The following is a 25090-nucleotide window of genomic DNA, read 5'->3' on the forward strand; positions in this document are numbered from 1 at the left end:
CCGCTATCTTGCCACCCGCCCGATCTCCGGCGACACCCATTTGCCGTCCAGCAGCGCGGGCTTCGGCCAGTAGTACCGCAACGCCACCATGAACGGGCCTTGCGGCGCGGGCAGCCAATTGGATTCCCTGGACTTGCCCGGCGACTCCGCCTGGATGTGGATCGTCACCCCGCCGTCCGCGTCCCGCTTCAGGGACGGCAGCATGGACGAGTTGATCAGGTAACGCTTGATGGGGTTGGCCGCCAGTTGCTGATCGGGCAGCCGGTACACGGTCATGGACCAGAACGCGTTGACGGGCGGCAGGCCGCGCGGGGCGAAGCGCAGGGTGTACTTGTTCCTGCCATCCAGGGGCTGGCCGTTGCCGTCCTTTTCCAGCACAGGATACAGGGCCTCTTCGCGGCTGTTGGCGCCGATGCCGACCTGCGTGCCGGTGGCGCGCGCCAGGTAGTCGTTCTTCAGCGTGCCGCGGTCCCCGTACAGCGCGTCGGTCTTGCCGTCCAGGGCCTCGCGGTTCCTGTCGATAGCGTTCTGGCCGTCGTGCATGCCTTCCTGCAAGGCGCGGCGCAGCGCGGGGTTGATGTTCTCGGTATCGAAGGGTTCGCCGGGCCGAATGCCGATGCTGGCAAAGCGTTCCTGCAGCGACCTCTCGGACGGGTGCGCGGGCGCGAATTGCAGCAGGAAGGCCAGTTGGTTGTAGAACTCCAGCGAACTTCGTAGCTGCGCGGGCGGCTCGGCGGGTATCCAGTCCACTTCCGCCGCCGGCGCGGGCGCGCGCTGCTTGCGGAAGGCGGACAGCGTCTGGATCCGGTAGCGCGACTGGATGCGCTTGACGTTCGGGAGGTCGGCGGCGTTGAAGAGCTGGGTGCGCCCCACCATGTTGACCAGCTCGGTTTCCGATCTGAAGACCTTGGTGATGCCGGGCGGCGCCTTGCCGTTCCAGCGCGGGCCGGCGACGAGGAACCTGCCGCCGCCGTTGCCGGTGCCGCGGCTGCCGATATAGGCGAAGTTGTAGGTGTACAGATCCATCAGTTGCAGCACGAAGTAGCGGCGTTGCTCCATCGGCGGCACGGTGATGACGACGGGCTCGGCGCGCAGGTCCAGCACCGCGAACGAGTACGGGGTGTCGGAATTGGGCGTGACGAAGGCCGTGTCTTCGGGGCCGAAGACGCGCGCGATGCTGTTGACGGTATTGAAGGGGCCCTTGTACTGCGGATTGTTCTTGTCGATATTGAAGGCGTACATGGTCTGGTAGCTGGCGACCATGGGCGTGCCGTACAGATACGCTTCGCGGGCGATGCCGCGCGCCTGTTGCGCGGTGACGCCCTCGATCCCGACCGATTGGGAACCGCTGGCGGCATCGGGCGAATTGAAGCTGCATCCCGCCAGGCCGGCGGCCAGCGCCGCGATGGCGGCCAGCCGGGCCGCGGCCGGCCAACGGGGGCCGCAAGACGTTGCAAGGGGAAAGCCGGTGCGGATCTGACGGTTGTGCATCCAATGCTCCAACACTTCAAGAGGGCGGCGTCGCGTGCTGCGTGTGAATCCCCGGGGGATTCTGTCATATTTCCCGGCGATGTAGAAGAAACGGCCCGCGCCGGCTCAAGCCGCCTGGTCCATGCCTTCCAGCCGCTGCTCGGGGATGGCCGCGATCGCGCTTTCGCTGGCGGCGGCGTCGGTGGTCAGGTGCTGGATCAGGTCCAGGGTGGTGGAGCGGCGGGTCAGCATCAGGCAGGTGACTTCCGGGCCGGCGACGCGCGTGGCGTGCCAGCAGCCGGGCCGCATGCAGACACCCTGGCCCTGCGGCACCCGGAACGCCGCCAGGGTGGACAGGTCGGGGCTGCCGTCGGCCGCGCTGCGCGCCACGACCTGGACGATCCCGCCCGTCAGCGGCACGATGGCCTGCTGGGTCAGAAGGTGCTTCTCCAGGCTGGCGATTTCCGCGGACTGGCTGCGGTAGTTGACCCACAGCAGTTCAGCGTCGCCGCCCGCGCCGGTATTGAACAGGTGTTCCTGCCAGAAGTCGGTGGCTGGGTTGGAATACAGCGGCACGCCATTGCCGTCCGGCATGGGCTTGCCCAGCATCCAGCCGTAGGCCCGGAAGGCCTCGGGCGTCAGGTCATTGATTTCCAGCTCGTTGCTCGTCATGCGGAACCTTGTGATGGCCTGGCCGCGCGGCCGCGTTTCGGGAATTCGGCCTCGTAGTCGAACTCGCCGCGCGCGATGGCCTCGAGGATGGCGGCCCGCCGTTCGGCGGCGCGCTTGAGGTTGGCGGCGGTGGGCTTGGCCCGGATGCGCTCTACGCAGTGCCGCCCGTCGTGGAAGAAGCCGATCTCGATGGAAGACTCGGACGCGGGCCTCACTCCGTCGAATCCCTGGCGCATCGCCCTCTCCTGTCATTGCCGATGACCGACATGATATCGCTTTACACTGGCCCGACGCCCCTCACCCAAGGAAGCGCATCATGGCCACCGATCTGTCATCGCACTATGTCCTGCTGGACGCCTCGGGCGCCAGCACCACCGTGGAAGGAGGAGACGCGTTCTGGTCGCAGCCGCCCGATGAGCTGGACCGTTACGGACGCGGCTGGCTGCTGTCCGAATACACGTTCGCCTCGGACTGGCCGCAATGGGAAATGCATCCGGAAGCCGACGAGGTCGTCCGCCTGATGTCGGGCGCGGCCGAGCTGCGGCTGGAATGGCCCACCGGCATCCAGGACGTGACGCTGCGGGCCGGCGATGCCTATGTGATCCCCAAGGGCATATGGCACACGGTCAGGGTCCGCGAACCCTGTCGCATGCTGCACGTCACCATGGGCGCGGGGACGCGGCACCGGCCGCTCTGATCTAGCCCGCCGCGCCCGCGGGCCGGACGCGGCGGATCTCGCGGTCGTCGATGGGCCAGTGCAGCGCGGCCGACAGCACGCCCAGCGCCATCGCGCCCAGCCAGATCGCGTCATAGGAACCGGTCGCCTCGAACACGATGCCGCCCAGCCACACGCCCAGGAAGGAACCGAGCTGGTGGCCGAAGAACACGAAACCGAACAGGGTCGTGATGTAGCGCACGCCGAACACCTGCGAGATCAGGCCGTTGGTCAGCGGCACCGTGCCCAGCCAGACAAAGCCCATGACGGCCGCGAAAACGTACACGGTCCACGTCGATAGCGGCAGCAGCACGAACAGCGCAATGGCCGCGGCGCGGATCAGGTAGATGCCCGCCAGCAGGTACTTGCGGCGGTGATGGCCGCCCAGGATGCCGCAGACGTAGGTGCCCATGACGTTGGCCAGCGCGATGATTGCCAGCGCGGCCACCGCGTCGGCCGCGCGCAGGCCCTTGTCCATCAGATAGGCCGGCAGGTGCGTGCCGATGAACGCCAACTGGAAGCCGCAGGCGAGGAAGCCCAGGTTCAGCAGCCAGAACCCCGGCTGGGAGAAGGCTTCGCGGATGGCCGCGGCCAGGGACAGCCCGGCATCCGGCGCGGTCGCGTCCTGCGAGCGGCTGGCGGGCTCCCTGAGCGGGAACGCCAGGGGCAGCAGCATGGCGCAGACGACCGCGAACGACAGCAGGGCCGCGATCCAGCCCCAGCCGCCGATCAGCCATTGCGCGGCCGGCACCAGGGTGAACTGGCCCAGTCCGCCCACCGCCCCCGCCACGCCCAGCGCCCAGCTACGGCGCTCCGGCGGCACCAGGCGGCTCAACGCGCCGTAGATCACGGCGAACGCCGTGCCCGACAGGGCGACGCCGATGCACACGCCCGCCGTCCACAGGAAGGCCGCGGGCGTCGCGGCATGCGCCATGCCGGCCAGTCCCAGCGCGTAGCACGCCAGCCCGCCCGCGATGACCTTGGCGGATCCGTAGCGGTCCGCGACCATGCCGGTAAAGGGCTGGACGATGCCCCAGGTGAGATTCTGCACCGCCATCGCCATGGCGAAGGTTTCGCGGCTCCAGCCCCGGTCCATCGTGACGGGCAGCAGGAACAGGCCCTGCACGTGGCGCACGCCCAGGGCCAGGCCCATGACGACGCCGCCGGCCAGGACCAGCAACCAGAGTTGAGACGCATCGAGCGGAGACTTGCGCAGGGCGGGCATGGCGGACCTCGGCAGTGGGCTACGCCCCCGTTCAGGCGGGCACGCTGCCTATTACAGGGGCGCCGCGCCTTCGGTTCAACCGATTATTTTTCGTCGGCTGCATGCCCGGCGGGAATGCCAGCGCCGCGCGAACCGCGCGCTAACGCTTCGTTTTCTATAGTTACATTTATCGAGCTATTGCTTGCTACGGGTGGTTACAGTGCTGCCTTCCGTCCTTTTCTGGCAGGCATCCGACCATGTGGCACGCTCCGCTCGGCCTTTACGCTTTCGCGGCTCCCTTCCGCTGCGCCGCGCAATGAAGGCCCCGCTCGCACTCACACCGCTGGCGCTGGCCCTGGCGCTGGGCGGCCTGGCCGCCGTCCCGGGCGCGGCGCAAGCCCAGTCCGACTGGCTCCGCCGATGCGCCGCCAGCTTCTACGAAGATGGCTCCGGCACGGGCTGCCAGCAGCCCTACCGCGAAGGCCTGGCGGCCGTGCTGACCGGGTCGGCCGGCGACGACGAAGGAAGCTGGGGCTATATCGACAAGCAAGGCCGCATGGCGATCGCGCCGGCCTACACCGACGCCGAACCTTTCCAGAACGGCCTGGCCGCCGTGAGCCAGGGCGATCTCTGGGGCTACATCGACCGCAAAGGCCAATGGGCCATCCCGCCGCGCTACCCGCGCGCCACGGGCTTCAATGCCGAAGGCACCGCGCTGGTCGAGGAAGACGGCCGCGACGTGCTGATCGACCGCCAGGGCAGGACGCTCAAGACCTTCCCCCTGGGCACGCGCACCTGGGGCTTCCAGCCCGGGCAGAAACTGGCGTCGATCGAAATGCCCCTGCCGCCGCGGCTGTTCAACGCCGCGACCGGCAAGGCGGTCACGCTGCCCGAGGGCGTGATGAGCCTGGCCGCGCCCAGCGGCGGCTATCTGCCGGCCCAATTGCGCGACACGCGCTACGGCGGCTGGTGGGGCCTGCTGGACACGGACGGCGGCTGGGCCATTGCGCCGCACACGCTGCGGTCCCGCGAGGCGCCGATGCGCGATGGCGGCGTGCTGGCCGTGCGCCGCGACGAACGCTGGCAATTCGTGGACACCCGCGGCGAGGCGCTCTCCCCCGAGCGCTACGAGCAACTGCGGCTCATCGCTCCCGGCCTGTGGTTCGCCAAGCCCGACCGCAGCGGCAAAGCGCTCCTGCTGGACGGCCAACGCAAGGTCCTGCATCGCTTCGCCTCCGACTACGCGGGCATGCGGGAGCGGGACGGCTGGCGCTTCCTGATCGACGACAACGCCGTGCTGCTGATCGATCCCGCCGGCAAATTCATGCAGCTCGCGCTCGGCCAGGGCAGCGTGGACGTGCGCGACGGGCAGGCCTGGGTTTCCGGCGTCCCGCCCGCCAACGCCGTGGAAGCGGACGCCGGCGCGGCGGAAGGCGCCGTGCCGGCCGAGGCAGACGCGGCCCTTGCGGAGGAAGCCGCGGCCGACTCTGGCGCGCAGGCCGCAGCCGACGTGGCCATGCCGGCGCCTGGCATGCCGCCTCCTCCCATGGTCGAGGCCGTCAGCGCGCCCGCGGCAGCCGCAGCCGCAGCGGTGGAGGCCGCAACCTCCGCGGCCGCCGGCGCGGAAATCAGCGACGGCGGGCTGGCGCAGGTATACGCCCGCGACGGCAGTCCCCTGCTGGACGCGGCCACCATCGCGCAGCTTCGGGCCTATCGCGTCACCCCCTTCGAGCAGCGCGACCGCGCGCGCGGCGGCAAGCCCCCGGCCAGGCTGCCCCTGGCGCTCCTGCGCCCGCACGACTACTCGCAGGCGACGGGCATCCTGACGCCGTCGGGCAGGATCGTGACGAACGCGGACTGGGACGACATCTCCGCCTACGACGCCAGCCTGCCCTTGCCGGTCCGGACCCGCGACGGCAAGGCCGGCGCCATCGACGCCGACGGCAATTGGGCCATCCCGCCGCGTTTCACGGAGATCCGCCCGTTCCGCGGAGCCTACGCCTGGGCGCGCATGCCGGGAACGACGCGCCGCGACAGCGTGCTGATCGATGCGCGCGGCAAGCCCGCGGCCGTCCCCGCCGCGGTCCTGGACGGCGCCATGGAATTCGACGGCGACCTCATCCTCTATCGCGAACCGGACGAGAACCGGGAGCAGCGCTGGGGCGTCTGGAGCGTGCGCGACGGCGCGCCCGTGCTCAAGCCGGCCTATGAAAGCATCGAGAAGTTCGAGGACGACTGGGCCAAGGTCGAGGACCAGGGGCGCTGGGGCGTGATCGACCGCAAGGGCAAGTGGGCGCTGCCCGCCGCCTACGAAAGCGCCTACGACCTCGAATACCTGGGCGACGGCCTCATGCTGATCCCCGGGGCCGAATCCAGATCGCGCCGCGGCGGCCACTCCGACCGCGCCTACCGGTTGGTCGACCTGCGCACCGGCAAGGCCAGCGAACGCCTGGCCGAAAAGCCGACGAAGCAGAAGGACGGGCGCTACATCGGCGAACTCGCGGATGCGGGCACCATGCTGTTCGACACGCGCGGCGGCGCCTTCCGCCTTTCAGACAGCAGGCCGAAGCGCAAGGAGCAGTACGAGGACTGGATCTACATCGAAAGCGAAGACCGCGAAGGCGCCATCGACGCCAGGGGCGACATGAAGATCCCCGCCCTCTACGGCGAATTCAATCCCTTCTTCGTGCAGCCCGAAGGCCTGGCGCGCGCCTATGACGGATCGAACTACCGCCTGATCGACCAGAACGGCAGGACCGTGCTGGCGAAGCGGGGCGATGGCATGCCGCTGGCGACCATGAAGCGCCTCGTCTTCCATGACGACGCAACGTCCAGCAGCGTCATGACGGACCTGCAAGGCGTCGAGATCACCCGTATCCCGGGCACGTACAGCGTGCGGGACCGCAGCGCCAGCGAAGGCGTGGCGGTCTATCGCGGCGACGGCGGCAACGGCAGGCAAGGCTTCGTCGATGCCAGCGGCAAGCGCATCGTGGGACCGCACTTCGACTCGCTGGGCCCGTTGAAGGACGGGCTGGCCGTGGCGCAGCGCCTGCAGCGCACCGGCAAGTTCTACGGCTACATCGACCTGACCGGACGCTATGCAATCCCGCCCCGCTACACCTGGGCCGCGGACTTCCAGGAAGGCCGCGCGCTGGTGCGGCAGGACGGATTCACCCAATTCATCGATACGAAGGGAGCCCCCATCGCGACGTTCGTCGTGGTGTGCGACACGGTGACGATATTGGACGACGTCGGCAGGATCACCTGGCCGCAAAAGAAAATGAGCTGCCCCACGGCCGACAAGTTCGAACTCGCCCCCGGCAACGCCAACGCGGAACAACCATGAAGCCCAGCGCACTACGCATCACCCGCCTTGCCTGCGCCCTGGCCGCGCTGGGCGCGTCCCTGTCCGCCCAGGCGCAATACGGCCATTCCTCCTGCCTGGACGATCTGCCCTACGGCGGCTTTTCCCACGCCGACGCCGGCACGGGCAGCCCCTACGCCAACGGCTGCATCCGCGCGCTGTCGGACGGGCGCGCGGCGGTGCTGCTGCCGTCCGCGCTGGAAGGCGCGGGCCGGGCGCCGGGCGACGGAACGCTGCGCCGCCATGCCTGGGGTTTCCTGGACCAGAACGGCAGGCTGGCGATTCCGCCGATCTTCGAAGCGGCGGGCGACTTCCGCCACGGCCTCGCCCCCGTCAAATGGCAGGGCAAGTGGGGCTTCATCGACACCCGCGGCCGGATGGCGGTGCGGCCGCAGTTCGACGCCGTGCAAGGCTATGCCGAGATCGGCCTGGCCGTGGCCACGCAGGACGGCCGGCAACGGCTCATCGACCGGCGGGGCAATGCGGTCGGCGAACCGTTCGACCCGGGCGTGATCGGCCTGCACCTGCAGGACGGGGTGCCGGCCCTCGCGACGGTGGAATACAAGATGGAGTACCGCTCCAGCACCGGCGAGCGCCGCTTCGGCGACGCCGGCATCCGGTTGGCCAAGCTCTACGGAAAGGACCTGTACGTCGCGGTCACCGACCAGGACAAGTATGGGCTGCTGGACAAGGATTGGAACTGGGTGCTGGACCCCGTCTACCAGGACATCTCGGCGCCCGGCGAAGACGGCGCGCTGGCCACGGCCTACGGCCCGCGCGGCGCGGTGCTGCTGAACGCGCAAGGCAAGCCGATCGGCGAGGACGGCGGCTACCAGGACCTGTCTCCCCTGGGCAAGGCTTTCTGGAGCGCGGAGCTGGCCCGCGGCAGCTATGCCATCCTGGACGCCGCGGGCGCGCCCGTGGCCAAGCTGAACGCGGACGAGGCCTACGGTTCCAGGCGCTACGGCGACACCCTCCTCTACCCTTCCGGCGGCAGGCTCATGGCGCTGGCGCCGGGCCTCGCCGAGCCGCTGGCGCTGGGCGCGGGCCTGTCCGCCGCGGCCGACGACCAGGGCTACGTGCTGTTCACGAATGCGGAAAGCATCCCCGCCGGCCTGCTGACGCCCAAGGGCGTCTGGCTGCACGGAGCCGCCGCGCCCGCCTGGCTGGCCGAGATCGGGCGGATGGAGGTGCGCCAGGGCAAGCTGTGGCTCTTCAAGGACGGTGGGCTGCTGAACGTGCTGGACGGCGACGGCCGCGCGCTGCTGCAACCCGAGGCGGTGCAGGCCGCGCAGGAAATGGCGCTCAAGCAACTGCCGCTGGACGTTCCCGGCGGCGCGCTCGGCGTGCTCTCGCAAGGCCATTGCCATTGCGGCAGCGACACGGGCGCGGGCCTGGTGCTGGCCGACGGTAGTATCGCGGCCGATCCGTCCTGGAACGCGGTGATCCCGCTGGACGGCGCCAGCGACTACGACGACTACGGTAGGCCGGCACGCAGCGAACTGAAGGCGGAGCAATTGCGCTACGCCGCCGAAACGGCCGACGGCATGCGGCTGCTGGATGCCTCCGGCAAGCCCATGGACCTGCCCGCGCAGCAGCACATCGGCGCATTCCGCCACGGCTATGCGCTGGCCTACGCCGACGGCGAGAGCCGCATGATCGACCGCGACGGCAAGACCTACGCGCTGCCCGATTATTTCGAGACGGACATCGTCGCGCCCGGCGTGGTCCGCTTCCTGGAAACGGCGGCCGAGGACGCCCCCTGGGGCCTGTACGACTTCCTGGCCGGCAAGGAAATCTCGCCGCCCCGCTACCGCGACATCGGCGAATTCCAGGATGGGCAGGCCGTGGCCTCGCTGGGGCCGGACCGGGCGGGCGTCATCGACTTGCAGGGCCGCTGGATCGTGCCGGCCAGCCACCACGGCGCCGAACGCGTCAACGCGCAGGTGTGGAGGGTGCAGCAGGCCGGACCGCAACCGGACGAGTACACGCGCCCCGCCGCCCTGTTCAATGCCCAGGGCCGCGCGCTGACCGCGTTCCTGCCGGGGCTGCGGGCCGGCATGGACGACGGCGCCATCGTGGCCGGCGACGGCAAGCGCCGCTGGATCGTCTCGCCCGATGGCGCCGACGCGCTGGACATGGAAGACGCCACCTACGCCCGGCTGGGTGACTGGATGGAAATCCGCCGCGCCCCGCGCAGCGGCTATCTGGACGCACGGGGCCAGTGGCAGATCGCCCCCGGCGCGGCCGTCGCCGGCACGTTCCGCGGCTCGCCCGCCCGCGCCCTGCTGACCGACGATGACGGCGCCCGCCTGATCGACGCGCAAGGCAAGACCGTCGCCGCGCTGTCCGCCGGGGAATGGAGCTGGCCTCGGGACTCCGCCACGCTGCTGCGGCGCTACAGCGCGGCCGGCAAGCAGAAAACGGACTACGCCGGTCTCGACGGCAAGGTCCGCTTCACGGTCGACGGCCATGCGTCCGGCTACTCGGAAGGGTTCGCCGTAACTCAGTTGTCGAGCAGCGCCATGCGCGCGATCGACGCCAAGGGCGCGCTGACCGGCCCCGCGTTCGACGCGCTGGGACCGCTGCGCGAGGGCCTGGCGCCCGTCTATACGGACCGCGCCTACGGCTACGCGGACGCCCATGGCCGGCTGGCCATCCTGCCCGCGTACGACACCGTCTCGCCGTTCCGGGAGCGGCGCGCCGTCGTGTCCACGATGGACATGTCGATGATCATCGACCCCACCAGCCGGCAGGTGGCGCGCGTCGCGATGGAATGCGGCGTGCGCGCGCTGTACGGCTCCCACAACCAGCGGCTGTGGCCGTTGACCCTGCCGCGGCGCTGCCGCAGGTAGCGCCCGCCCGGCGCTGGACGCCTATTGCGTGTCCAGCGCCAGGTAGCGGCGGGTCTGCACGATTTCCTCGCGTTCCTTGAAGCTGGTCAGCCGGTCGGCCAGGGCGCTGCTGTCCCCGGTCTGGCGGATGGCCGCCAGCGTGGCCTGCATGGCATGGATGGCGGCGCGCTGCAGGTCCGACGGAATGATGACCAGGCGGTAGCCCATCGCCGCGAGGTCGGGCAGCGGCACCAGCGGCGTCTTGCCGCCGTAGAACATGTTGATGAGCTTCAGGCCGGGCAGGCGCTCGGCGATGGCGCGGATCTGCTCCGGCGTCTCGGGCGCTTCCACGAACAGCATGTCCGCCCCCGCCTTCAGGTAGCGCTCCGCGCGGGCCAGCGCGGCGTCGAAGCCTTCGACGGCGATGGCGTCGGTGCGGGCGATCACGAGCGCATCGGGGTCGCTCAAGGTCTGGCGCGCGATGTGCACCTTGCGGCACATTTCGTCGGCGTCGATCAGGCTTTTGTCGTCGAGGTGGCCGCAGCGCTTGGGGAAGGACTGGTCCTCGATGTGGAAGGCGGCCACGCCGGCCCGCTCCATGATGCGCACGGTGCGCTCCACGTTGGCCGATCCGCCGAAGCCCGTATCGGCGTCCGCCACCACCGGCAGGCCGCTGGCGTCCACGATCTTCTCCACCCGGTCCATCACCTCGGTGAAGCTGAGCAGGCCGATGTCGGGATAGCCGGCGGCGCGCGCGATGGCGCCGCCGCTGGCGTAGACGGCCGGAAAGCCGGCCGCGGCCACCAGCCGGGCCGACATGCCGTCGTAGGCGCCGGGCGCCACGACGATGTCCTCGGCCAGGCGCTGGCGCAACAGGGTGCTGGGTTTGGGAGAGGCGGTCATGGAGATTCCTTTGCGGACGTGGGTCGATGCATTCATGATCGGCCTGCCGGACTAGAATGTCCAATATATGGAAAATTTATAATCAGTACTTTTTAAGTATCTATATGGAACTCCGCCATCTGCGCTACTTCGTCGCCACCGCCGAGGCCCAGCACTTCACGCGCGCGGCGGAACAACTGGGCATGGCGCAGCCGCCGCTGTCCCAGCAGATCCGCCAACTGGAGCGGGAGGTCGGCACGCCGCTGTTCGACCGCACCGGCCGCGGCGTCGTCCTGAACGACGCGGGCCGCGCCTTCCTCGCCTGCGCGCAGGACATTCTTCAGCGGGCGCAGGCCGCCGTCCTGGCCGCGCAGCGCGCGGCGCGCGGCGAGGTCGGCGAACTGACCCTGGGATTCACGGAATCCGCGTCATTCAACGGCGTGGTGACCGAACTGATCCGGCAGTACCGGCAACGGTATCCGGACGTGGAAATGACGCTGTCGCAAGGCGACAGCGAAACGCTGGTGGCGCAGTTGCGCAGCGGCGCGATCGACGCCGCCTTCGTGCGCCCGCCCTTCGCCTTGGACGGCGGACTGGCGTTCACCCAGTTGGCGCAGGAACCGCTGGTGGTGGCGCTGCCGCTGGGCCACCCGCTGGCGCGGCGCAAGCGGCTGGCGCCCGCCGACCTGGAGCGGGAACGCTTCATCCTGTATTCGCGCAAGTCCGGCTATGGGCTCAGCGCCGACATCATGGCGGCCTGCCGGCAGCATGGCCTGAACCCGCTGATCGGGCAGCGCGCGCCGCAGTTGTCGTCGGCCGTGAACCTGGTGGCCGCGGGCATGGGCGTGGCGATCGTGCCCGCATCCTTGCGCCATCTGCGCCCCGACGGCGTGGTGTACCGCCCTTTCGCGCTGGACTGGCCGCGGGCGGTGCTGGGGCTGGCGGTGCGGCGGGAAGGGATAGGGGAACGGGTGAGGAATCTGGTGGAGTTGGCCGGGTAGCTGTGCATGGGGGTGTCAGACACTTGGCATGGCGACCCGTCTCAGGTGTCTGACACCCGTACGAGACAGCCACACGCATGCGGCCAGCTCACCCCGGGTGTCTGACACCCGTGTGGCGTTGGCTCGGACTGACGGGCGTTTCGTAGGGGTGTCAGACACTTGGCATGGCGCCCCCGTCTCAGGTGCCAGACACCGGGCAGGAGCGCTCACCCCTCGTGCGATTCGTGCACGGCCGCCGCTCCCCGCTTCCAGTAGCTGGCGGCGCGGATGCGGCTCTTGTCGATGCCGTGCCGCCCCACCATGATCTCCCGCAGGGCCTTGGCCACGGCGGACTCCGCCGCGACCCAGACATAGCCCTCGCCCGGCGGCAGGCGCAGTTCGCGCGCCGCGTCCAGCAGCAGGATGCTGTGGCCAGGCGCGGTGCCGTTGCGGTGCAGCCAGCGGACGGACGCCTGGGCGCGGGTGGCCAGCGGGATCTCGTTCGATTCGGCCGGCACTTCTATCAGCACCAGCGCCTGCGCGGCGGCGGGCAGTTCTTCCAGGCGGCGGGCGATGGCCGGCAAGGCGGTTTCGTCGCCGATCAGCACGTGCCAGTCGAAGCCCGTGGGCACCACGAAAGAACCGCGCGGCCCGCCGATGCCCAGTTGCTGGCCGGGCGCGGCCTGCTCGGCCCAGGTCGAGGCGGGGCCGTCGCCATGCAGCACGAAATCGATGACGAGTTCCTTGCGCGCCGTGTCGTAGCGGCGCGGCGTGTAGTCGCGGGCGGCGGGCTTGGGCGCGCCCTCGGGAAACTTGACGCCGTCGGGGCCGGCCGTCGGCAGGGCGGGCGGCTGCGAGGGATCTTCGGGGAAGAACAGCTTCACGTGGTCGTCGAACGAGGCGGACACGAAGTCGTGCAGGTCGTCGCCGGTGAAGGTGACGCGGGCCAGCAGGCCGGCGATGCGTTCAACGCTGGCCACGGTCAGCGCGCGCATCTTCAGATCGTGGCGGACGCGTTCGACATTAAGGTCGGTACGGGTCATGAATACTCCAGGAATGAGGTCGGAAATCAGGAACAGACGCCCGTGATTTCATCGGTGGCGCGCGCCAGGATGGCCGCGATGCGCCGTTGTTCTTTGGGATTGGCTTCGGTGCGCTCCAGCAGCGCGCGCTTGAGCGCCTGGCGGGCCGCGACGAACTCCGGCAGCCAGCCGGTCGCGGTGTCCTCGCCTTCGGGGCCGGTGCTGCGCGGCTGGCCGCTCCAGGCCTGGCGCATCCAGTCCATCTTGCGCGCGACGTGCTTGAACTTGTTGAACATCATGGTCAGGCGTTCGCGGTTGCCGTCCAGGTGCGCGCGGCCCGGCTCCGCCAGGTGGTAGCGCTTTTTCGCGCCGGCCTGCTCGACCGTGGCGTAGCCCAGTTCCTCCAGGTAGGTCAGCGCGGGATAGACCATGCCCGGGCTGGGTGTGTAGAAGCCGTTGCTGAGCGCGCCGAGCGCCTTGATGAGTTCATAGCCGTGGCTGGGGTTCTGCTCAAGCAGGCCCAGCAGCATGAGTTGCAGATCGTCGGCGCTGACTTTGCGGCTGCGCGTCCAGCCGCGCCCGTCGCCGCCGAAACCGTCGGGGTCTCCGCGGCCGTCGGGCGAGCCCGCGAACCAGTCGCCGCCGGCGCTGGCGTGGCGCTGGTGATGGGCATGGCGGCCGTCGCGCTCGTGCGGGTGGGCATGGCCGTGGGCCTTGTGCTGCGCGCGGCGCGGGCCGCGCGCGAACGCGGTCAGGAATTGGGGATGGCGCATGGGATATTCCTCGATATGTATCTTACGATATATATCTTACGATACATCACCCCCCGGCAGTCAAGCGCGGCGTTCGGCGACTCCCGCCGCGATGCCGGTCACGATCAGCGCCATGCCCGCCAGCAGCGAGGCGCTGACCGGCTCATGCAGGACCACGGCGGAACACAGCAAGCCGAACACGGGCACGCCCAGCAGGCCGATGGACGTGACGCCCGCGGGCAAGGCCCGGTTGACGGTGACGGCCGCCCAGTACGCCACCGCGATGCCGAATAGGCCGGCGTAGCCCAGCAGCCAGCCCAGGTCCGCGCTCCACGTGACCGCCGGCGCGCCTTCGGCCGCGAACGCCACGGCCGACAGCGCCGCCGACGCCAGCAAGGCTTGCCAGAACGCGAGTTCGAACGGCGGCGTGACCCAGCGGTGGGCGCGCACGTAGACGATGTTGGCCGCCCAGCACAGGGCCGCCAGCAGGATCAGGCCATTGCCGGCAAGCGCCTCGCGGTTGTGCCAGTCGAAGGCGAGCGGGTTGAAGATGACGATCAGCCCCAGCATGCCCAGCGCCAGCCCGGCCTGGCGTGCGCGCCCGATGGATTCGCCCAGGAACAGCCAGGCGCCCGGGATCACCCAGAGCGGCGTGGTGTACGCCAGCACGACCGAGCGGCCCGCGGGCACGTATTGCAGCCCCAGGCTGACCAGGGCCGCGAAGGCGCCCATGTGCAACAGGCCCACACTGAGGATGACGGGGATGTCGGCCTTTACGGGCCATGCCACCCGGCGCAAGGCCAGGCCGAGCGCCAGCAGCGCCGCGGTGCCCGCGATACTGCGCGCGGCGGCGGCCCAGATGGGCGTCATGTATTGCAGCAGGAGCTTGTTGACGACCCAGGTGAAGCCCCAGGCCAGCACCACCACGCCCAGGAGCAGGAGCGCGTTGCGGCGGGAAAGCGCGGCGTTGGACATGGCGGGCGGCGGCATCCGCGGAAAGGGTCGAAAAGGAAGACCGACTATAGGAGCCGCCCCCGGCCGGCCCGTAGACCCACGGCGCGCCTATTCTCTGGAGCCACGCGCGCGGGGCGCATCGGCGCCGGGGGCCTCCAGCCAGCGCGCGAAGTCCGCCGCCCGGGGTTCGCCGGGCGCGGGCGCGTAGACCACCAGGCGCAGGTGCCGGCTCTCATCGACCGAGAGGGTCGCGTGCTCGAACGCCAGTTCGCCCAGGGGCCCGATCCGCAGACTGCGCAGGCCGATGCACGCCCCGTGCACGTCGTGTTCGCGCCACCAGGCCTTGAAGTCCGGCGACACGCGTTCCAGCTCGTCCACCAGTTCCGCGACGTCGGGCTCGCCGGCCGCGCTGGCGAAGTCGCGCCGGAAGGTGGACAGCATCGCGGGCGCCTGCGACGGCCAGTCCACGAACAACTGCCGCATCGCCGGATCCGCGAACAGCATCCACAGCAGGTTGCGGCGGCCCGGCGCCTGCGCCGAAAAATCGAACACGCGGTCCGCGGCCGCGTTCCACGCCACCACGTCCCAGCGCAGGTTCAGGATGTAGGCGGGCCGGGCGGGCAGGTCGTCCATCAGGCGGCGCACCTGCGCCGGCACCGTGCACCAGGTGCGCCCCGGTTCGGACGGAGGGCGCTGGTGCGCCAGCAGGTACAGGTGCCGGCGTTCGGCCGCGTCCAGCTTCAGCACGCGCGCGAGGTTTTCGAGAAAACCGGCCGACACGCCGATGTTGCGGCCCTGTTCGAACCACGTGTACCAGGCCAGGCCCACCCCGGCCAGCACGGCCACCTCTTCGCGGCGCAGCCCGGGCGTGCGCCGGCGGCCGCCGGCGGGCAGCCCGAGTTCGGCGGGACCGATCCGCGCGCGGCGCAGCCGCAGGAATTCGGACAGGTCGGCGCGGGTGCGCTCCAGGCGCCGGGACATCGCGGTTTCGGTCATGGCCGTATTGCAATCAGTAATAGCATAAACAGCTAAATTGTATAAGGTAGAAAGCCTCACCAGAATAGCGTCCATCTTCATCCGATGGCGCTGTCCATGACTTCCACCACGCTTTCCCGCCCCGGCGCCCGCGCGCCCGTTCCGGCCGCCATGGGCCGCCTGGGCCTGGCCGTCCTGCTGTCGGGCGGCTTCATCACGATCTTCGACCTGTTCGTGGTCAACGTCGCCATCCCCAGCATGCAGGCCACCCTGTCCGCCAGCTTCGCGCAGATCGGTTTCGTCATCGCCGCCTACGAACTGGCCTACGGCGTGCTGCTGATCGCGGGCAGCCGCCTGGGGGACCGCCACGGCAGGCGGCGCATGTTCATGCTGGGCATGGCGGGCTTCGCGTTCGCCTCGGCGCTGTGCGGGCTGGCGCCCACCGCCGGCACGCTGATCGCCGCGCGCATCCTGCAAGGCGTGGCGGCAGCCATGCTCTTTCCGCAGGTGTATGCGCTGATCCGCGTCAGCTACGAGGGGCACGCGCGGCGGCGCGCCTTCGGGCTGCTGGGGATGACGCTGGGCCTGGCCGCCATCGCCGGACAGGTGCTGGGCGGCTGGATCGTGCACGCCGACCTGTTCGGCCTCGCGTGGCGCGGCATCTTCCTGATCAACGTGCCCCTGGGCCTGCTGGCCTGGCGGCTGGCCCGCCACATCCCCGAATCCCGCGAACCTTCCGGCGCGGACATGGACTGGCCCGGCGCGGCGCTGGTGGGCGCGGGCCTGGCCTTGCTGCTGCTGGCCTTGATCGAAGGCCCGCAGCGGCACTGGCCCGCCTGGACGGTGGCCTGCGGCGCCGCGTCCGCCGCCGCGCTGGCGCTGTTCGCGCGGATGCAGCGCCGCATCGGCGCCCGGGGCGGCGCGCCGCTGGTCGACATGGCCTTGCTGGCCCAGCCGCGGTTCGCGGCAGGCTGCCTGCTGGTGATGCTGGTGTTCTCGACCGCCAGCGCGCTGTTCCTCTGCTATGCCCTGCTGGTGCAGACGGGCTTCGGACTGGACGCCCTGGCGGCCGGCCTGATCTTCGCGCCGGCCAGCGTGGGCTTCGTGGCCGGGTCGATGGCCGCGCCCCGGCTGGCCGCGCGCTTCGGCACGCCGGCCATCGCGCTGGCGGCCCTGCTGTATGGCGGGGCGACGGCGGCCCTGATGCTGCGCGTGGGCGCGGCCGGCGCCAGCCTGGATCCGTGGTCGCTGGTGCCCGTCCTGGTGTGGCTGGGCGCGGCGCAAGGCGCGGTCAACACGCCCCTGGTGAACCTGGCGCTGGGATTCGTCGGCGACCGCCAGGCCGGCATGGCGGCAGGCATCGTGTCGACCTTGCAGCAGATCGGCGCGGCGCTGGGCGTATCCGCGGCGGGCATGCTGTTCGGCGGCACACTGCGGGCCTGCGGCGGCGCCGGCGCGGCCGAGTGCCACGCGCGGGCGTTCGCCAGCGCCTTGCAGTTCAACGTGGCGGCGATCGCGGCGGCCGCGGCCCTGCTGTGGTGGCTGGGCCGCCGGCCCTAGCCCGCCGACAGTTCGCGCGCGCGCTGTTCGGCTTTGTGCACGGCCTGCGCGATCGCCTGGGCCACGCCCGCCGCCCGCATGTGCGACAGCGCGGCATGGGTGGTGCCGCCCTTGGAAGTGACCCGGTCCTGCAATTCGGTCAGCGCGGTATCTTCGCTGGCCGCCAGCGCGGCCGCGCCGCGGAACGCGGACACCGCCAGCCGGCGCGCGTCGGCGGGCGCGAAGCCCAGTTCGGCGGCGCCCTGTTCCAGCGCCGCCATGAAATGGAACACGTAGCCCGGCCCGCTGCCGGTCACCGCGGTAACGGCGTCGATCATGGCTTCGCTGCCGGTCCAGATCCGCTCGCCCACGGCGGCGAACAGCGAGTCCACCCGCTCTCGTTCCGCCGGACCGCAAGCCGCCGTGGCGTACAGGCCGGTCATGCCCAGGCCCACCTTGGCCGGCGTGTTCGGCATGGCGCGCACGATGCGCGCGTGGCCGCCCAGCCAATCCGTCAGCGCCGCGAGTTCCACCCCCGCCGCGATGCTGACCACGGTGACGCCCGCCGGCAGGTGCAGCCGGACCTGCCCGCAGGCCTCGCGCAGGACCTGCGGCTTGGTGGCCAGCACGCACAGCGCGGCACCGCCCAGTTCGGCGCCGGCGGTTGCGCGGCAGTCCAGCCCGCGCGCGGCCAGGGCGTCACTGGTGGGCGCATAGGGTTCGATCACCAGGAAGTCGGCCAACGCCCGGCCCTGGCCGAGCAGGCCGTCGATGAGGGCGCAGGCCATGTTGCCGCCGCCGATGAAAACGATTTTCTCGCGCATAGTGTTCCTGTGAGGAGTGCAGTAGGGATCAGCGCCGCCGCACCACGGCCGCGTCCAGCGCGGCGACGCGGTTGCGGCCCAGCAGCCTGAGTGTGTTTTCGAGTTCGGTGCGCAGGATGGCCAGCACCTCGTGCGCGCCGGCCGGGCCCCGGCCCGCCAGCCCGTACAAGGGCGCGCGGCCCAGCAGCACGGCGCGCGCGCCCAGCGCCGCCGCCTTCGCGATATCGCTGCCGCGGCGCACTCCGCCGTCCACCAGGATCTCCAGCGACCGCCCCAGTTCCGCCGCCACCTCCGGCAGGATTTCCAGCGGGCAAGGCGCGCTTTCGAGCTGGCGGCCGCCGTGGTTGGACAGGACGATGCCGTCGACGCCGTGCGCATGCGCGCGGCGCGCGTCGGCCAGCCCCTGGATGCCCTTGATGACGATGCGCCCCCGCCAGGCGCGGCGCAGCCATGCCACGTCGCTCCAGGTCAGGGCCAGGTCCATCTGGCGGCTCAGCGCCGAAGCCTGTTCGGTGATGTTTTCGCGCGCGTTGGAACTGACCGCCAGGTTCTTCAGTTGCGGCCCGCCATGGCGCAGCATGCGCCAGCACCAGCCCGGATGCGCGGCCAGGTCCAGCAGCAGGCGGCGCGAGGGCCGCAAGGGCAGTTTGAAGCCGTTGCGCTTGTCGTGGTCGCGGTTGCCGTGCACCGGCACGTCCACGGTCAAGAAAAGCACCGTGTAGCCGTTCTGCCAGGCACGGTCCATCAAGTGTTCCGCGATGCGGCGGTCGCGCTGCACGTAAAGCTGCAGCCAGAGTTCGCCGGGAGTGGCCGCGCGCACGTCTTCCAGCAGGGACGTGGACGCGGTCGACAGCACGAACGGCAGGCCGGCCTTGTGCGCCGCGCGCGCCAGGTGGATGTCCGCCTCGGGCCAGAACAGGCCGTTCAGGCCGGTAGGCCCCACGACCGCGGGCATGGCCGCCGTGGCGCCCAACAGCGGCACCTCCAGCCTGCACTCGGAAACGTCCACCAGCACCTCGGGACGGAATTCCAGCGCCGAGTACGCCGATGTATTGCGCGCCATGGCAACGCCGTCCTCGGCGCCACCCTCGAGGTAATCGAACGCCAGCCGGGGCAGGCGCCGTTGCGCGCGCCGCCGGTAATCCATCACGCTGGGCAGCATGTCCCTTCCTTGTTTCCCATGGCTTGTCGGTGCCTTATAAAAATTGTATATAGATCAATATGATTGTATTTCGATTATTTTAAAAACCGCAATACAGATACGCTCCAGGGCCTGCGCATCCACTGCCGGAGCGGGCGGGATACGGGAAGCGCCCCCCGCATAGGCCTAGGACATACCCTAAATTCAATCTCATTGAGATTACTTAAATCGAAAAGCAATTTAAGTAATCGTATGCTGTGCCCAAAGCGCTTGGGGCTCTAGCGATCCCAGGCTCAATCGGGGACCACAGACATGACCAACGGCATCACCCTGCTAGACGCGCTGGCCCAGGCCCTGGGCGCGGACGCCATCCTTCATTCCGAGGCCGACCTGGCCGGCTACACCGAAGATTGGCGGGGCCGGTACAAGGGGCCGGCGTTGTGCGTCGCGCTGCCGGGCGACACGCGGCAGGTGTCGGAAATCGTGCGCCTGTGCCGTGAACATGGCACACCCGTGCTGCCGCAGGGCGGCAACACCAGCCTGTGCGGCGGCGCGGTGCCGGCGGCCGAGGGCCGGCCGCCCGTCATCGTGAACCTGTCCCGCATGCGCCGGATCCGCCGCGTGGACGCCGCCAACAATTCCATGGAAGTCGAGGCCGGCTGCGTCCTGGCCGCGGTGCAGGAGGCGGCCGCCGTCGAAGGCCGGCTGTATCCGGTCAGCCTGGGCGCGGAGGGTTCATGCCAGATCGGCGGCACCATCGCCACCAATGCCGGCGGCACCGGCGTGCTGCGCTACGGCAACACGCGCGACAACGTCCTGGGCCTGGAAGTGGTGCTGCCCGACGGCGCCATCTGGAACGGCCTGACCGCGCTGCGCAAGAACAACACGGGCTACGACCTCAAGCATCTGTTCATCGGGGCCGAAGGCACGATGGGCATCGTCACGGCCGCCGTGCTCAAGCTGCATCCCCTGCCCACCGCGCACGCCGTGGCCTGGCTGGCGCCCGAGAGCCCGCAGGCCGCGCTGGACATCCTGGGCCTGTTCCAGTGCGCCTGCGGTTCGCGCCTGTCGGCCTTCGAAATGATCGACAGCAACCAGTTGGACGTAGTGATGGCGCACGTGCCGGGCCGCAAGAACCCGCTGGCGGACGCCCATCCCTGGCACGTGCTGGTGGAACTGTCCGACACCGGCGACGACGCCGCGCTTCAGGACCTGCTGCAACGGATCCTGGAACAGGCATTCGAACGGGGCCTGCTGCGCGACGCCGTCGTCGCGAACAGCGGCGCGCAGCGCGCCGCGCTCTGGGAAGTGCGCCACAGCGTGTCCGAAGGCAACAAGAAGGCCGGCGTCGGCCTCACCACCGACACGGCGGTGCCCGTGTCCGCCGTGCCGCGCTTCATCGACGAAGCCACGCAGGCCGTGCGCCGGCTGGTGCCCGGCCTGCCCGTGCTGATCGTGGCGCACCTGGGCGACGGCAACGTGCATTTCATTCCGTTCTTCACCTTCGATGCCTGGAACGCCCTGCCCGGCCGCGACGCCATGGCCGCTTCCCTCCGACGCGTCGTCAATGACGTGGCCGACGCGCTGGGCGGCACGTTCAGCGCGGAACACGGCGTGGGCCGCAGCTCGCTCGCCGAAATGGCGCACTACAAATCGCCGGTCGAACTGGCGATGATGCGCGCCGTGAAACAGGCCTTCGACCCCGACCATCTTTTCAACCCCGGCCGCTTGCTGCCTTGAGCCGTCGTCCTCGAACCGTAGGAGCCCTCCATGAAACCGACCTCCCATAACGCCTCGCGCCGCAACGCGCTCAAGACCGTGGCCGCCGGCGCGGCCGCGCTGGCCATGCCCATGATCTGGACGCCGTCGCGCGCGGCCTCCAAGCGCATCGTCGTGCGCGACGACGGCGGCATCTACAGCAAGGCCTACGGCGCCGTGTTCTACAAGCCGTTCACGGAAGCCACCGGCATCCAGGTGGTGGGCGTGCAGGCCAACGCCGAACCCACCGCGCAGATCCGCAGCATGGTGGACACCGGCAACTACACCTGGGACATGGCCAAGATCAGCCAGCCCGCCATCCTGATGCTGACCGAAGGCGGCAAGGTGTACCTGGAAAAGCACGGCCTCGAATCCGATCCCGTGGTGGCCACCATTCCCAAGCAGTACATGTCGCCCTATGGCGTCGGCAACAACGTCTACAGCACGGTCCTGGCCTACCGCACGGACGCCTTCAAGGGCCGCCGCGCCCCGGCCTCGTGGGCGGACTTCTGGGACGTGAAGAACATCCCCGGCCGCCGCGGCCTGCGCAAGCACCCGTTCGACACCATCGAGGAAGCGCTGATGGCCGACGGCGTGCCGGCCGACAAGGTCTACCCCTGCGACATCGACCGCGCGCTGGCCAGCCTGGACAAGATCAAGCCGGCGGTCGATGTGTGGTGGAACACCGGCGCGCAGGTCGAGCAGATGCTGGGATCCGGCGAGGTCGACATGATCGCCACCTGGGTATCGCGCGCGCAGTCCGCGATCGCCAACGGCGCGCCGGTGCAGATCGTGTGGGACCAGAACATCTGGGGCTGCGACAACTGGTCCATCCTCAAGGGCACGCCGAACGCCGACGCCTGCCGCGAATTCATCAAGTTCGCCTCCGACCCGAAACGCCAGGCCGCGCTGGTCGAGTACTTCGCCGCCGGCGTCACCCAGCCCGCCGCCTTCGACTACATCAAGGCCGACGTGGCCCGCAACTGCCCGACCCATCCCGACAACATCAAGACGGGCCTGCACATCAACGCCGCCTACTGGCTGGAAAAGCAGCGCGACGTGCTCGAGCGCTTCAACGGCTGGGTCCTGAAGTAATTCCTTTCTAGTCGAACACCATGTCTTCCTCCAATCTGCAAATCTCGGGCCTGGGCAAACGCTACGGGGACTTCGTCGCCCTCGCGCCCACCCACCTGGACGTCGCGCGCGGCGAATTCCTGACCTTGCTGGGGCCGTCCGGCTCGGGCAAGACCACCCTGCTGAGCCTGATCGCGGGGCTGGCCCAGCCCGATGAAGGCCGCGTGCTGATCGACGGCGCCGACGTGACCCACGGCGCGCCGTACGAACGCGACATCGGCATGGTGTTCCAGAACTACGCGCTGTTCCCGCACATGAGCATCGAGGAGAACATCGTGTTCCCGCTTAAGATGCGCAAGGTGCCGGCGGCCGAGGCCCGCCGCCGCGCGATGGAAGCGCTGGAGATGGTGCGCCTGCCGCACGTGGCGGCGCGCCTTCCCCGCGAGTTGTCCGGCGGGCAGCAGCAGCGCATCGCGCTGGCCCGCTGCATGGTCTACCGCCCCGCGATCATCCTGATGGACGAGCCGCTGGGCGCCCTGGACAAGAAGCTGCGCGACCAGATGCAGTTGGAGATCAAGCGCATCCACCGCGAACTGGGCACGACCATCGTCTACGTGACGCACGACCAGGAAGAGGCGATGACCATGTCCGACCGCATCTGCCTGATGAACGGCGGCGCGATCGAACAACTGGGCACGCCGGCGGACCTGTATTTCCGCCCGCGCACCCTGTTCGTGGCCGACTTCCTGGGCGAATCGAACCTGCTGAAAGCCGAAGTCGCGTCGGTCGACGGGGACGTCCTGTCGGTCAGGCTGGCCCACCAGGGCGTGACCGGACAGGCCCTGTCCAACGGCGCGCCCATCAAGGCGGGCCAGAAGGTCACCGTGATGCTGCGCCCGCAGAACCTGCGCGTCGGCACGTCCGGCGCGGGCCTGACCGGCAGGCTGCTGGACGTGATGGTCACCGGCAGCCTGACCAAGCTGTACCTGGACAGCGGCGTGGCGGACGCCGAACCCATCGTCGTCGCCTACCCCACGCAGCGCCAGGCCGAGCAATACGCCATCGGCCAGCCGCTGGTCGTCAGTTGGCAGGCCGCCGACGCCGTGGCCATCTCGGAGTGATCGCATGACGACCCTAGCCACTCCCCGCAGGCGCATGAGCCAGGGCCGCCGCCATTTCCTGATGGCGGCGCCGCTGGTCGTGCTGCTGCTGGTGCTGCTCGTCTACCCGGTGGGCCAGTTGCTGCTGTTGAGCGTTTTCGGCGACCAGGGTTTCTCGCTGACGCAGTACCACCGGTTGTTCGAATCGGCCGTGTACGTGAACGTGCTGCTGATCACGCTGAAGATCTCGCTCTGGACGACGTTCTTCTCCGTGGTCGCCGGCTACCCCGTCGCATACCTGATTTCCAGCCTGTCGGCCCGGCGCAAGACCTCGCTGCTGTTCTGGGTGCTGCTGTCCTTCTGGACCAGCTTCCTGGTGCGCACCTTCGCCTGGGTGGTGCTGCTGGGCCGCAACGGCGTGGTGAACCAGTTGCTGCAGGCGCTGGGCATCCTGGATGCGCCGGCCAACCTGCTCTACAACTTCGGCAGCGTGCTGGTGGGCATGGTGCATGCGCTGATGCCGCTGGCCGTGCTGACGATGCTGTCGGTCATGGAGAACATCGACCGCAACCTGCCCCGGGCCGCCTCCACCCTCGGCGCCCGCCCCGGCACGGCGTTCTGGAAGATCTATTTCCCCTTGTCGATGCCCGGCGTGGCCGCCGCGGCCATCATGGTGTTCGTGACCGCCATCGGCTTCTTCATCACGCCCGCGCTGCTGGGCGGACGCAAAGAGACGATGATCACGCAGATCATCATCGACCAGGTGCAGCAAACCATGAACTGGGAGTTCGCCGGCGCGGTATCGGTGCTGCTGCTGGTGGTGGTGCTGGTCGTCTTCGCCATCTACGACAAGGTGCTGGGGCTGTCCACCATGACGGGCGCCGCCTCCACCCGGGCGCGCGCCTCCGGCAAGGAAGGCCTGGGCCGCCGCGCCGGCGATGCCGTGCTGACGCTGCTGGCCGGGATCTCGGACCGTCTGTTCTCCCTGCTGCCCAAGCGCCTGCGGCGCTCGGTGTCGGGCACCGGGCAGTCCCGCACGCTGTGGTGGATCGTGCTGCTGGTGCTGGCCTTCCTGTCCGCCCCCGCCTTCCTGATGATCCCGCTGTCGTTCGATTCCGGCTCGGGCCTGACCTGGCCGCCCAAGGGTTTCTCGCTGCAATGGTACGAGCAGATGTTCACCTCGCCCGTGTGGATGCAGGCGATCACGCGCTCGCTCATCGTCGGCGTGGGCACGGGCCTGCTGGCCATGCTGATCGGCACGCCGGCCGCCTTCCTGCTGGTGCGCGCCAACCTGCGCGGCAAGTCGGCCATGCTGGCCTTCGTGCTGTCACCCATCGTGGTGCCGCGCATGATCATCGCCGTGGGCATGTTCTATTTCTTCGCCCGGGTCGGCCTGGTGGGTTCGATGATCGGCCTGATCCTGGCGCACACGGTCGTGGCGGTGCCCTATGTGGTGATCACCATGATGGCGGTGCTGCGCAACTACGACACGCGGCTGGACCTGGCGGCGCAAAGCCTGGGCGCCGGCCCGTGGTCCACGCTGCGCTTCGTGACCTTCCCGATCCTGGGCGCGGGACTGATGTCGTCGTTCCTGTTCGCGTTCGCCACATCGTTCGACGAGCTGACCATCGCGCTGTTCGCCTCGGGCGGCCTGAACGCCACCCTGCCCAAACAGTTCTGGGACGAAGTGACCTTGCAGATATCTCCGGTGATCGCCGCCGTCTCCACCTGCCTTTTCATCTTCATTGCCGCGCTGATCTGGCTGGCCGACCGGCTGCGCCGCCGCAGCCTGGCCGGCTGATCCGCGCTTGTTTCACCTCTAAGGATAAG

The 25090-nt window shown here is 69.6% G+C and carries 20 protein-coding genes; 9 read left to right on the plus strand and 11 right to left on the minus strand.

Going from position 1 to position 25090, the window contains the following annotated elements:
- Window positions 1-3: 3 nt before the first annotated feature.
- The 3 genes from AVE30378_RS11390 to AVE30378_RS11400 form a co-directional block, all read right to left on the minus strand.
- Window positions 4-1491 (minus strand): DUF1254 domain-containing protein, encoded by a 1488-nt coding sequence (locus tag AVE30378_RS11390; protein ID WP_129240966.1) that lies wholly within the window; start codon window positions 1489-1491, stop codon window positions 4-6.
- Between the two features lie 105 nt (window positions 1492-1596).
- On the minus strand, window positions 1597-2142 hold the full coding sequence (locus tag AVE30378_RS11395; protein WP_129240967.1) for an ureidoglycolate lyase: 546 nt from the start codon (window positions 2140-2142) through the stop codon (window positions 1597-1599).
- Window positions 2139-2378, minus strand: a complete 240-nt coding sequence (locus AVE30378_RS11400; RefSeq protein WP_129240968.1) for an Arm DNA-binding domain-containing protein — start codon at window positions 2376-2378, stop codon at window positions 2139-2141. The genes AVE30378_RS11395 and AVE30378_RS11400 overlap by 4 nt, the downstream gene beginning before the upstream one ends.
- Before the next feature lie 80 nt (window positions 2379-2458).
- Between AVE30378_RS11400 and AVE30378_RS11405 the strand changes: the two genes are divergently transcribed.
- The gene (locus AVE30378_RS11405; protein ID WP_129240969.1) at window positions 2459-2839 is read left to right on the plus strand and encodes a cupin domain-containing protein; all 381 of its coding nucleotides are present in this window, start codon (window positions 2459-2461) and stop codon (window positions 2837-2839) included.
- A gap of 1 nt (window position 2840) precedes the next feature.
- Here the strand turns inward: AVE30378_RS11405 and AVE30378_RS11410 are convergent, their stop codons facing one another.
- Entirely contained in the window at window positions 2841-4082 is a 1242-nt protein-coding gene (locus AVE30378_RS11410; protein WP_129240970.1) for an MFS transporter, read from the minus strand.
- Window positions 4083-4377: 295 nt separating this feature from the next.
- Between AVE30378_RS11410 and AVE30378_RS11415 the strand changes: the two genes are divergently transcribed.
- The gene (locus tag AVE30378_RS11415) at window positions 4378-7407 is read left to right on the plus strand and encodes a WG repeat-containing protein (RefSeq protein ID WP_129240971.1); all 3030 of its coding nucleotides are present in this window, start codon (window positions 4378-4380) and stop codon (window positions 7405-7407) included.
- The gene (locus AVE30378_RS11420; protein WP_129240972.1) at window positions 7404-10280 is read left to right on the plus strand and encodes a WG repeat-containing protein; all 2877 of its coding nucleotides are present in this window, start codon (window positions 7404-7406) and stop codon (window positions 10278-10280) included. Before AVE30378_RS11415 ends, AVE30378_RS11420 begins: the two co-directional genes overlap by 4 nt.
- Before the next feature lie 21 nt (window positions 10281-10301).
- Here the strand turns inward: AVE30378_RS11420 and AVE30378_RS11425 are convergent, their stop codons facing one another.
- Window positions 10302-11162 (minus strand): isocitrate lyase/PEP mutase family protein, encoded by an 861-nt coding sequence (locus AVE30378_RS11425; protein ID WP_129240973.1) that lies wholly within the window; start codon window positions 11160-11162, stop codon window positions 10302-10304.
- Window positions 11163-11266: 104 nt separating this feature from the next.
- On the opposite strand from AVE30378_RS11425, the gene AVE30378_RS11430 reads away from it, so the two are divergent.
- Complete coding sequence (locus AVE30378_RS11430; RefSeq protein ID WP_129240974.1) at window positions 11267-12142, plus strand: LysR family transcriptional regulator; 876 nt, start codon at window positions 11267-11269, stop codon at window positions 12140-12142.
- Window positions 12143-12348: 206 nt separating this feature from the next.
- On the opposite strand, the gene AVE30378_RS11435 is transcribed toward AVE30378_RS11430, so the two are convergent.
- The 4 genes from AVE30378_RS11435 to AVE30378_RS11450 form a co-directional block, all read right to left on the minus strand.
- A complete protein-coding gene (locus AVE30378_RS11435; protein ID WP_129240975.1) occupies window positions 12349-13164 on the minus strand; it encodes a siderophore-interacting protein in 816 nt (271 codons plus the stop codon).
- A gap of 26 nt (window positions 13165-13190) precedes the next feature.
- Window positions 13191-13916, minus strand: coding sequence for a PadR family transcriptional regulator (locus tag AVE30378_RS11440; protein WP_208742380.1), 726 nt, complete (start codon window positions 13914-13916; stop codon window positions 13191-13193).
- Between the two features lie 60 nt (window positions 13917-13976).
- Entirely contained in the window at window positions 13977-14870 is an 894-nt protein-coding gene (locus tag AVE30378_RS11445; protein WP_129240976.1) for a DMT family transporter, read from the minus strand.
- An 87-nt stretch (window positions 14871-14957) separates the two neighbouring features.
- Window positions 14958-15845 (minus strand): helix-turn-helix transcriptional regulator, encoded by an 888-nt coding sequence (locus AVE30378_RS11450; protein WP_129240977.1) that lies wholly within the window; start codon window positions 15843-15845, stop codon window positions 14958-14960.
- Between the two features lie 96 nt (window positions 15846-15941).
- Between AVE30378_RS11450 and AVE30378_RS11455 the strand changes: the two genes are divergently transcribed.
- Window positions 15942-17384, plus strand: a complete 1443-nt coding sequence (locus AVE30378_RS11455) for an MFS transporter (protein WP_129240978.1) — start codon at window positions 15942-15944, stop codon at window positions 17382-17384.
- Here the strand turns inward: AVE30378_RS11455 and proC are convergent.
- Together proC and AVE30378_RS11465 are read right to left on the minus strand one after the other, a co-directional pair.
- Window positions 17381-18187, minus strand: coding sequence for a pyrroline-5-carboxylate reductase (gene proC / locus AVE30378_RS11460; protein WP_129240979.1), 807 nt, complete (start codon window positions 18185-18187; stop codon window positions 17381-17383). The two genes, AVE30378_RS11455 and proC, sit on opposite strands and share 4 nt — an antisense overlap.
- Before the next feature lie 28 nt (window positions 18188-18215).
- Entirely contained in the window at window positions 18216-19349 is a 1134-nt protein-coding gene (locus tag AVE30378_RS11465; RefSeq protein WP_129240980.1) for an alpha-hydroxy acid oxidase, read from the minus strand.
- Between the two features lie 291 nt (window positions 19350-19640).
- On the opposite strand from AVE30378_RS11465, the gene AVE30378_RS11470 reads away from it, so the two are divergent.
- Genes AVE30378_RS11470 through AVE30378_RS11485 form a run of 4 tightly spaced genes read left to right on the plus strand, consistent with a single transcriptional unit; the run spans window position 19641 to window position 25061 of the window.
- Window positions 19641-21068, plus strand: coding sequence for an FAD-binding oxidoreductase (locus AVE30378_RS11470; protein WP_129240981.1), 1428 nt, complete (start codon window positions 19641-19643; stop codon window positions 21066-21068).
- Window positions 21069-21098: 30 nt separating this feature from the next.
- Window positions 21099-22181, plus strand: a complete 1083-nt coding sequence (locus tag AVE30378_RS11475; protein ID WP_129240982.1) for an ABC transporter substrate-binding protein — start codon at window positions 21099-21101, stop codon at window positions 22179-22181.
- Window positions 22182-22201: 20 nt separating this feature from the next.
- On the plus strand, window positions 22202-23281 hold the full coding sequence (locus tag AVE30378_RS11480; protein WP_129240983.1) for an ABC transporter ATP-binding protein: 1080 nt from the start codon (window positions 22202-22204) through the stop codon (window positions 23279-23281).
- Window positions 23282-23285: 4 nt separating this feature from the next.
- Window positions 23286-25061, plus strand: coding sequence for an ABC transporter permease subunit (locus tag AVE30378_RS11485; RefSeq protein WP_129240984.1), 1776 nt, complete (start codon window positions 23286-23288; stop codon window positions 25059-25061).
- Window positions 25062-25090 lie beyond the last annotated feature (29 nt).

This window comes from Achromobacter veterisilvae, from assembly GCF_900496975.1.
GTDB lineage: Bacteria > Pseudomonadota > Gammaproteobacteria > Burkholderiales > Burkholderiaceae_B > Achromobacter > Achromobacter veterisilvae.

Bases quoted from the DNA above. Each gene is read 5' to 3' on its own strand.
- proC (WP_129240979.1), bottom strand. From the start codon at position 18,187: ATGCGCGAGAAAATCGTTTTCATCGGCGGCGGCAACATGGCCTGCGCC.
- AVE30378_RS11470 (WP_129240981.1), top strand. From the start codon at position 19,641: ATGACCAACGGCATCACCCTGCTAGACGCGCTGGCCCAGGCCCTGGGC.
- AVE30378_RS11455 (WP_129240978.1), top strand. From the start codon at position 15,942: ATGACTTCCACCACGCTTTCCCGCCCCGGCGCCCGCGCGCCCGTTCCG.
- AVE30378_RS11420 (WP_129240972.1), top strand. From the start codon at position 7,404: ATGAAGCCCAGCGCACTACGCATCACCCGCCTTGCCTGCGCCCTGGCC.
- AVE30378_RS11485 (WP_129240984.1), top strand. From the start codon at position 23,286: ATGACGACCCTAGCCACTCCCCGCAGGCGCATGAGCCAGGGCCGCCGC.
- AVE30378_RS11390 (WP_129240966.1), bottom strand. From the start codon at position 1,491: ATGCACAACCGTCAGATCCGCACCGGCTTTCCCCTTGCAACGTCTTGC.
- AVE30378_RS11415 (WP_129240971.1), top strand. From the start codon at position 4,378: ATGAAGGCCCCGCTCGCACTCACACCGCTGGCGCTGGCCCTGGCGCTG.
- AVE30378_RS11410 (WP_129240970.1), bottom strand. From the start codon at position 4,082: ATGCCCGCCCTGCGCAAGTCTCCGCTCGATGCGTCTCAACTCTGGTTG.
- AVE30378_RS11405 (WP_129240969.1), top strand. From the start codon at position 2,459: ATGGCCACCGATCTGTCATCGCACTATGTCCTGCTGGACGCCTCGGGC.
- AVE30378_RS11430 (WP_129240974.1), top strand. From the start codon at position 11,267: ATGGAACTCCGCCATCTGCGCTACTTCGTCGCCACCGCCGAGGCCCAG.
- AVE30378_RS11425 (WP_129240973.1), bottom strand. From the start codon at position 11,162: ATGACCGCCTCTCCCAAACCCAGCACCCTGTTGCGCCAGCGCCTGGCC.
- AVE30378_RS11445 (WP_129240976.1), bottom strand. From the start codon at position 14,870: ATGTCCAACGCCGCGCTTTCCCGCCGCAACGCGCTCCTGCTCCTGGGC.
- AVE30378_RS11440 (WP_208742380.1), bottom strand. From the start codon at position 13,916: ATGCGCCATCCCCAATTCCTGACCGCGTTCGCGCGCGGCCCGCGCCGC.
- AVE30378_RS11480 (WP_129240983.1), top strand. From the start codon at position 22,202: ATGTCTTCCTCCAATCTGCAAATCTCGGGCCTGGGCAAACGCTACGGG.
- AVE30378_RS11395 (WP_129240967.1), bottom strand. From the start codon at position 2,142: ATGACGAGCAACGAGCTGGAAATCAATGACCTGACGCCCGAGGCCTTC.
- AVE30378_RS11465 (WP_129240980.1), bottom strand. From the start codon at position 19,349: ATGCTGCCCAGCGTGATGGATTACCGGCGGCGCGCGCAACGGCGCCTG.
- AVE30378_RS11400 (WP_129240968.1), bottom strand. From the start codon at position 2,378: ATGCGCCAGGGATTCGACGGAGTGAGGCCCGCGTCCGAGTCTTCCATC.
- AVE30378_RS11450 (WP_129240977.1), bottom strand. From the start codon at position 15,845: ATGACCGAAACCGCGATGTCCCGGCGCCTGGAGCGCACCCGCGCCGAC.
- AVE30378_RS11475 (WP_129240982.1), top strand. From the start codon at position 21,099: ATGAAACCGACCTCCCATAACGCCTCGCGCCGCAACGCGCTCAAGACC.
- AVE30378_RS11435 (WP_129240975.1), bottom strand. From the start codon at position 13,164: ATGACCCGTACCGACCTTAATGTCGAACGCGTCCGCCACGATCTGAAG.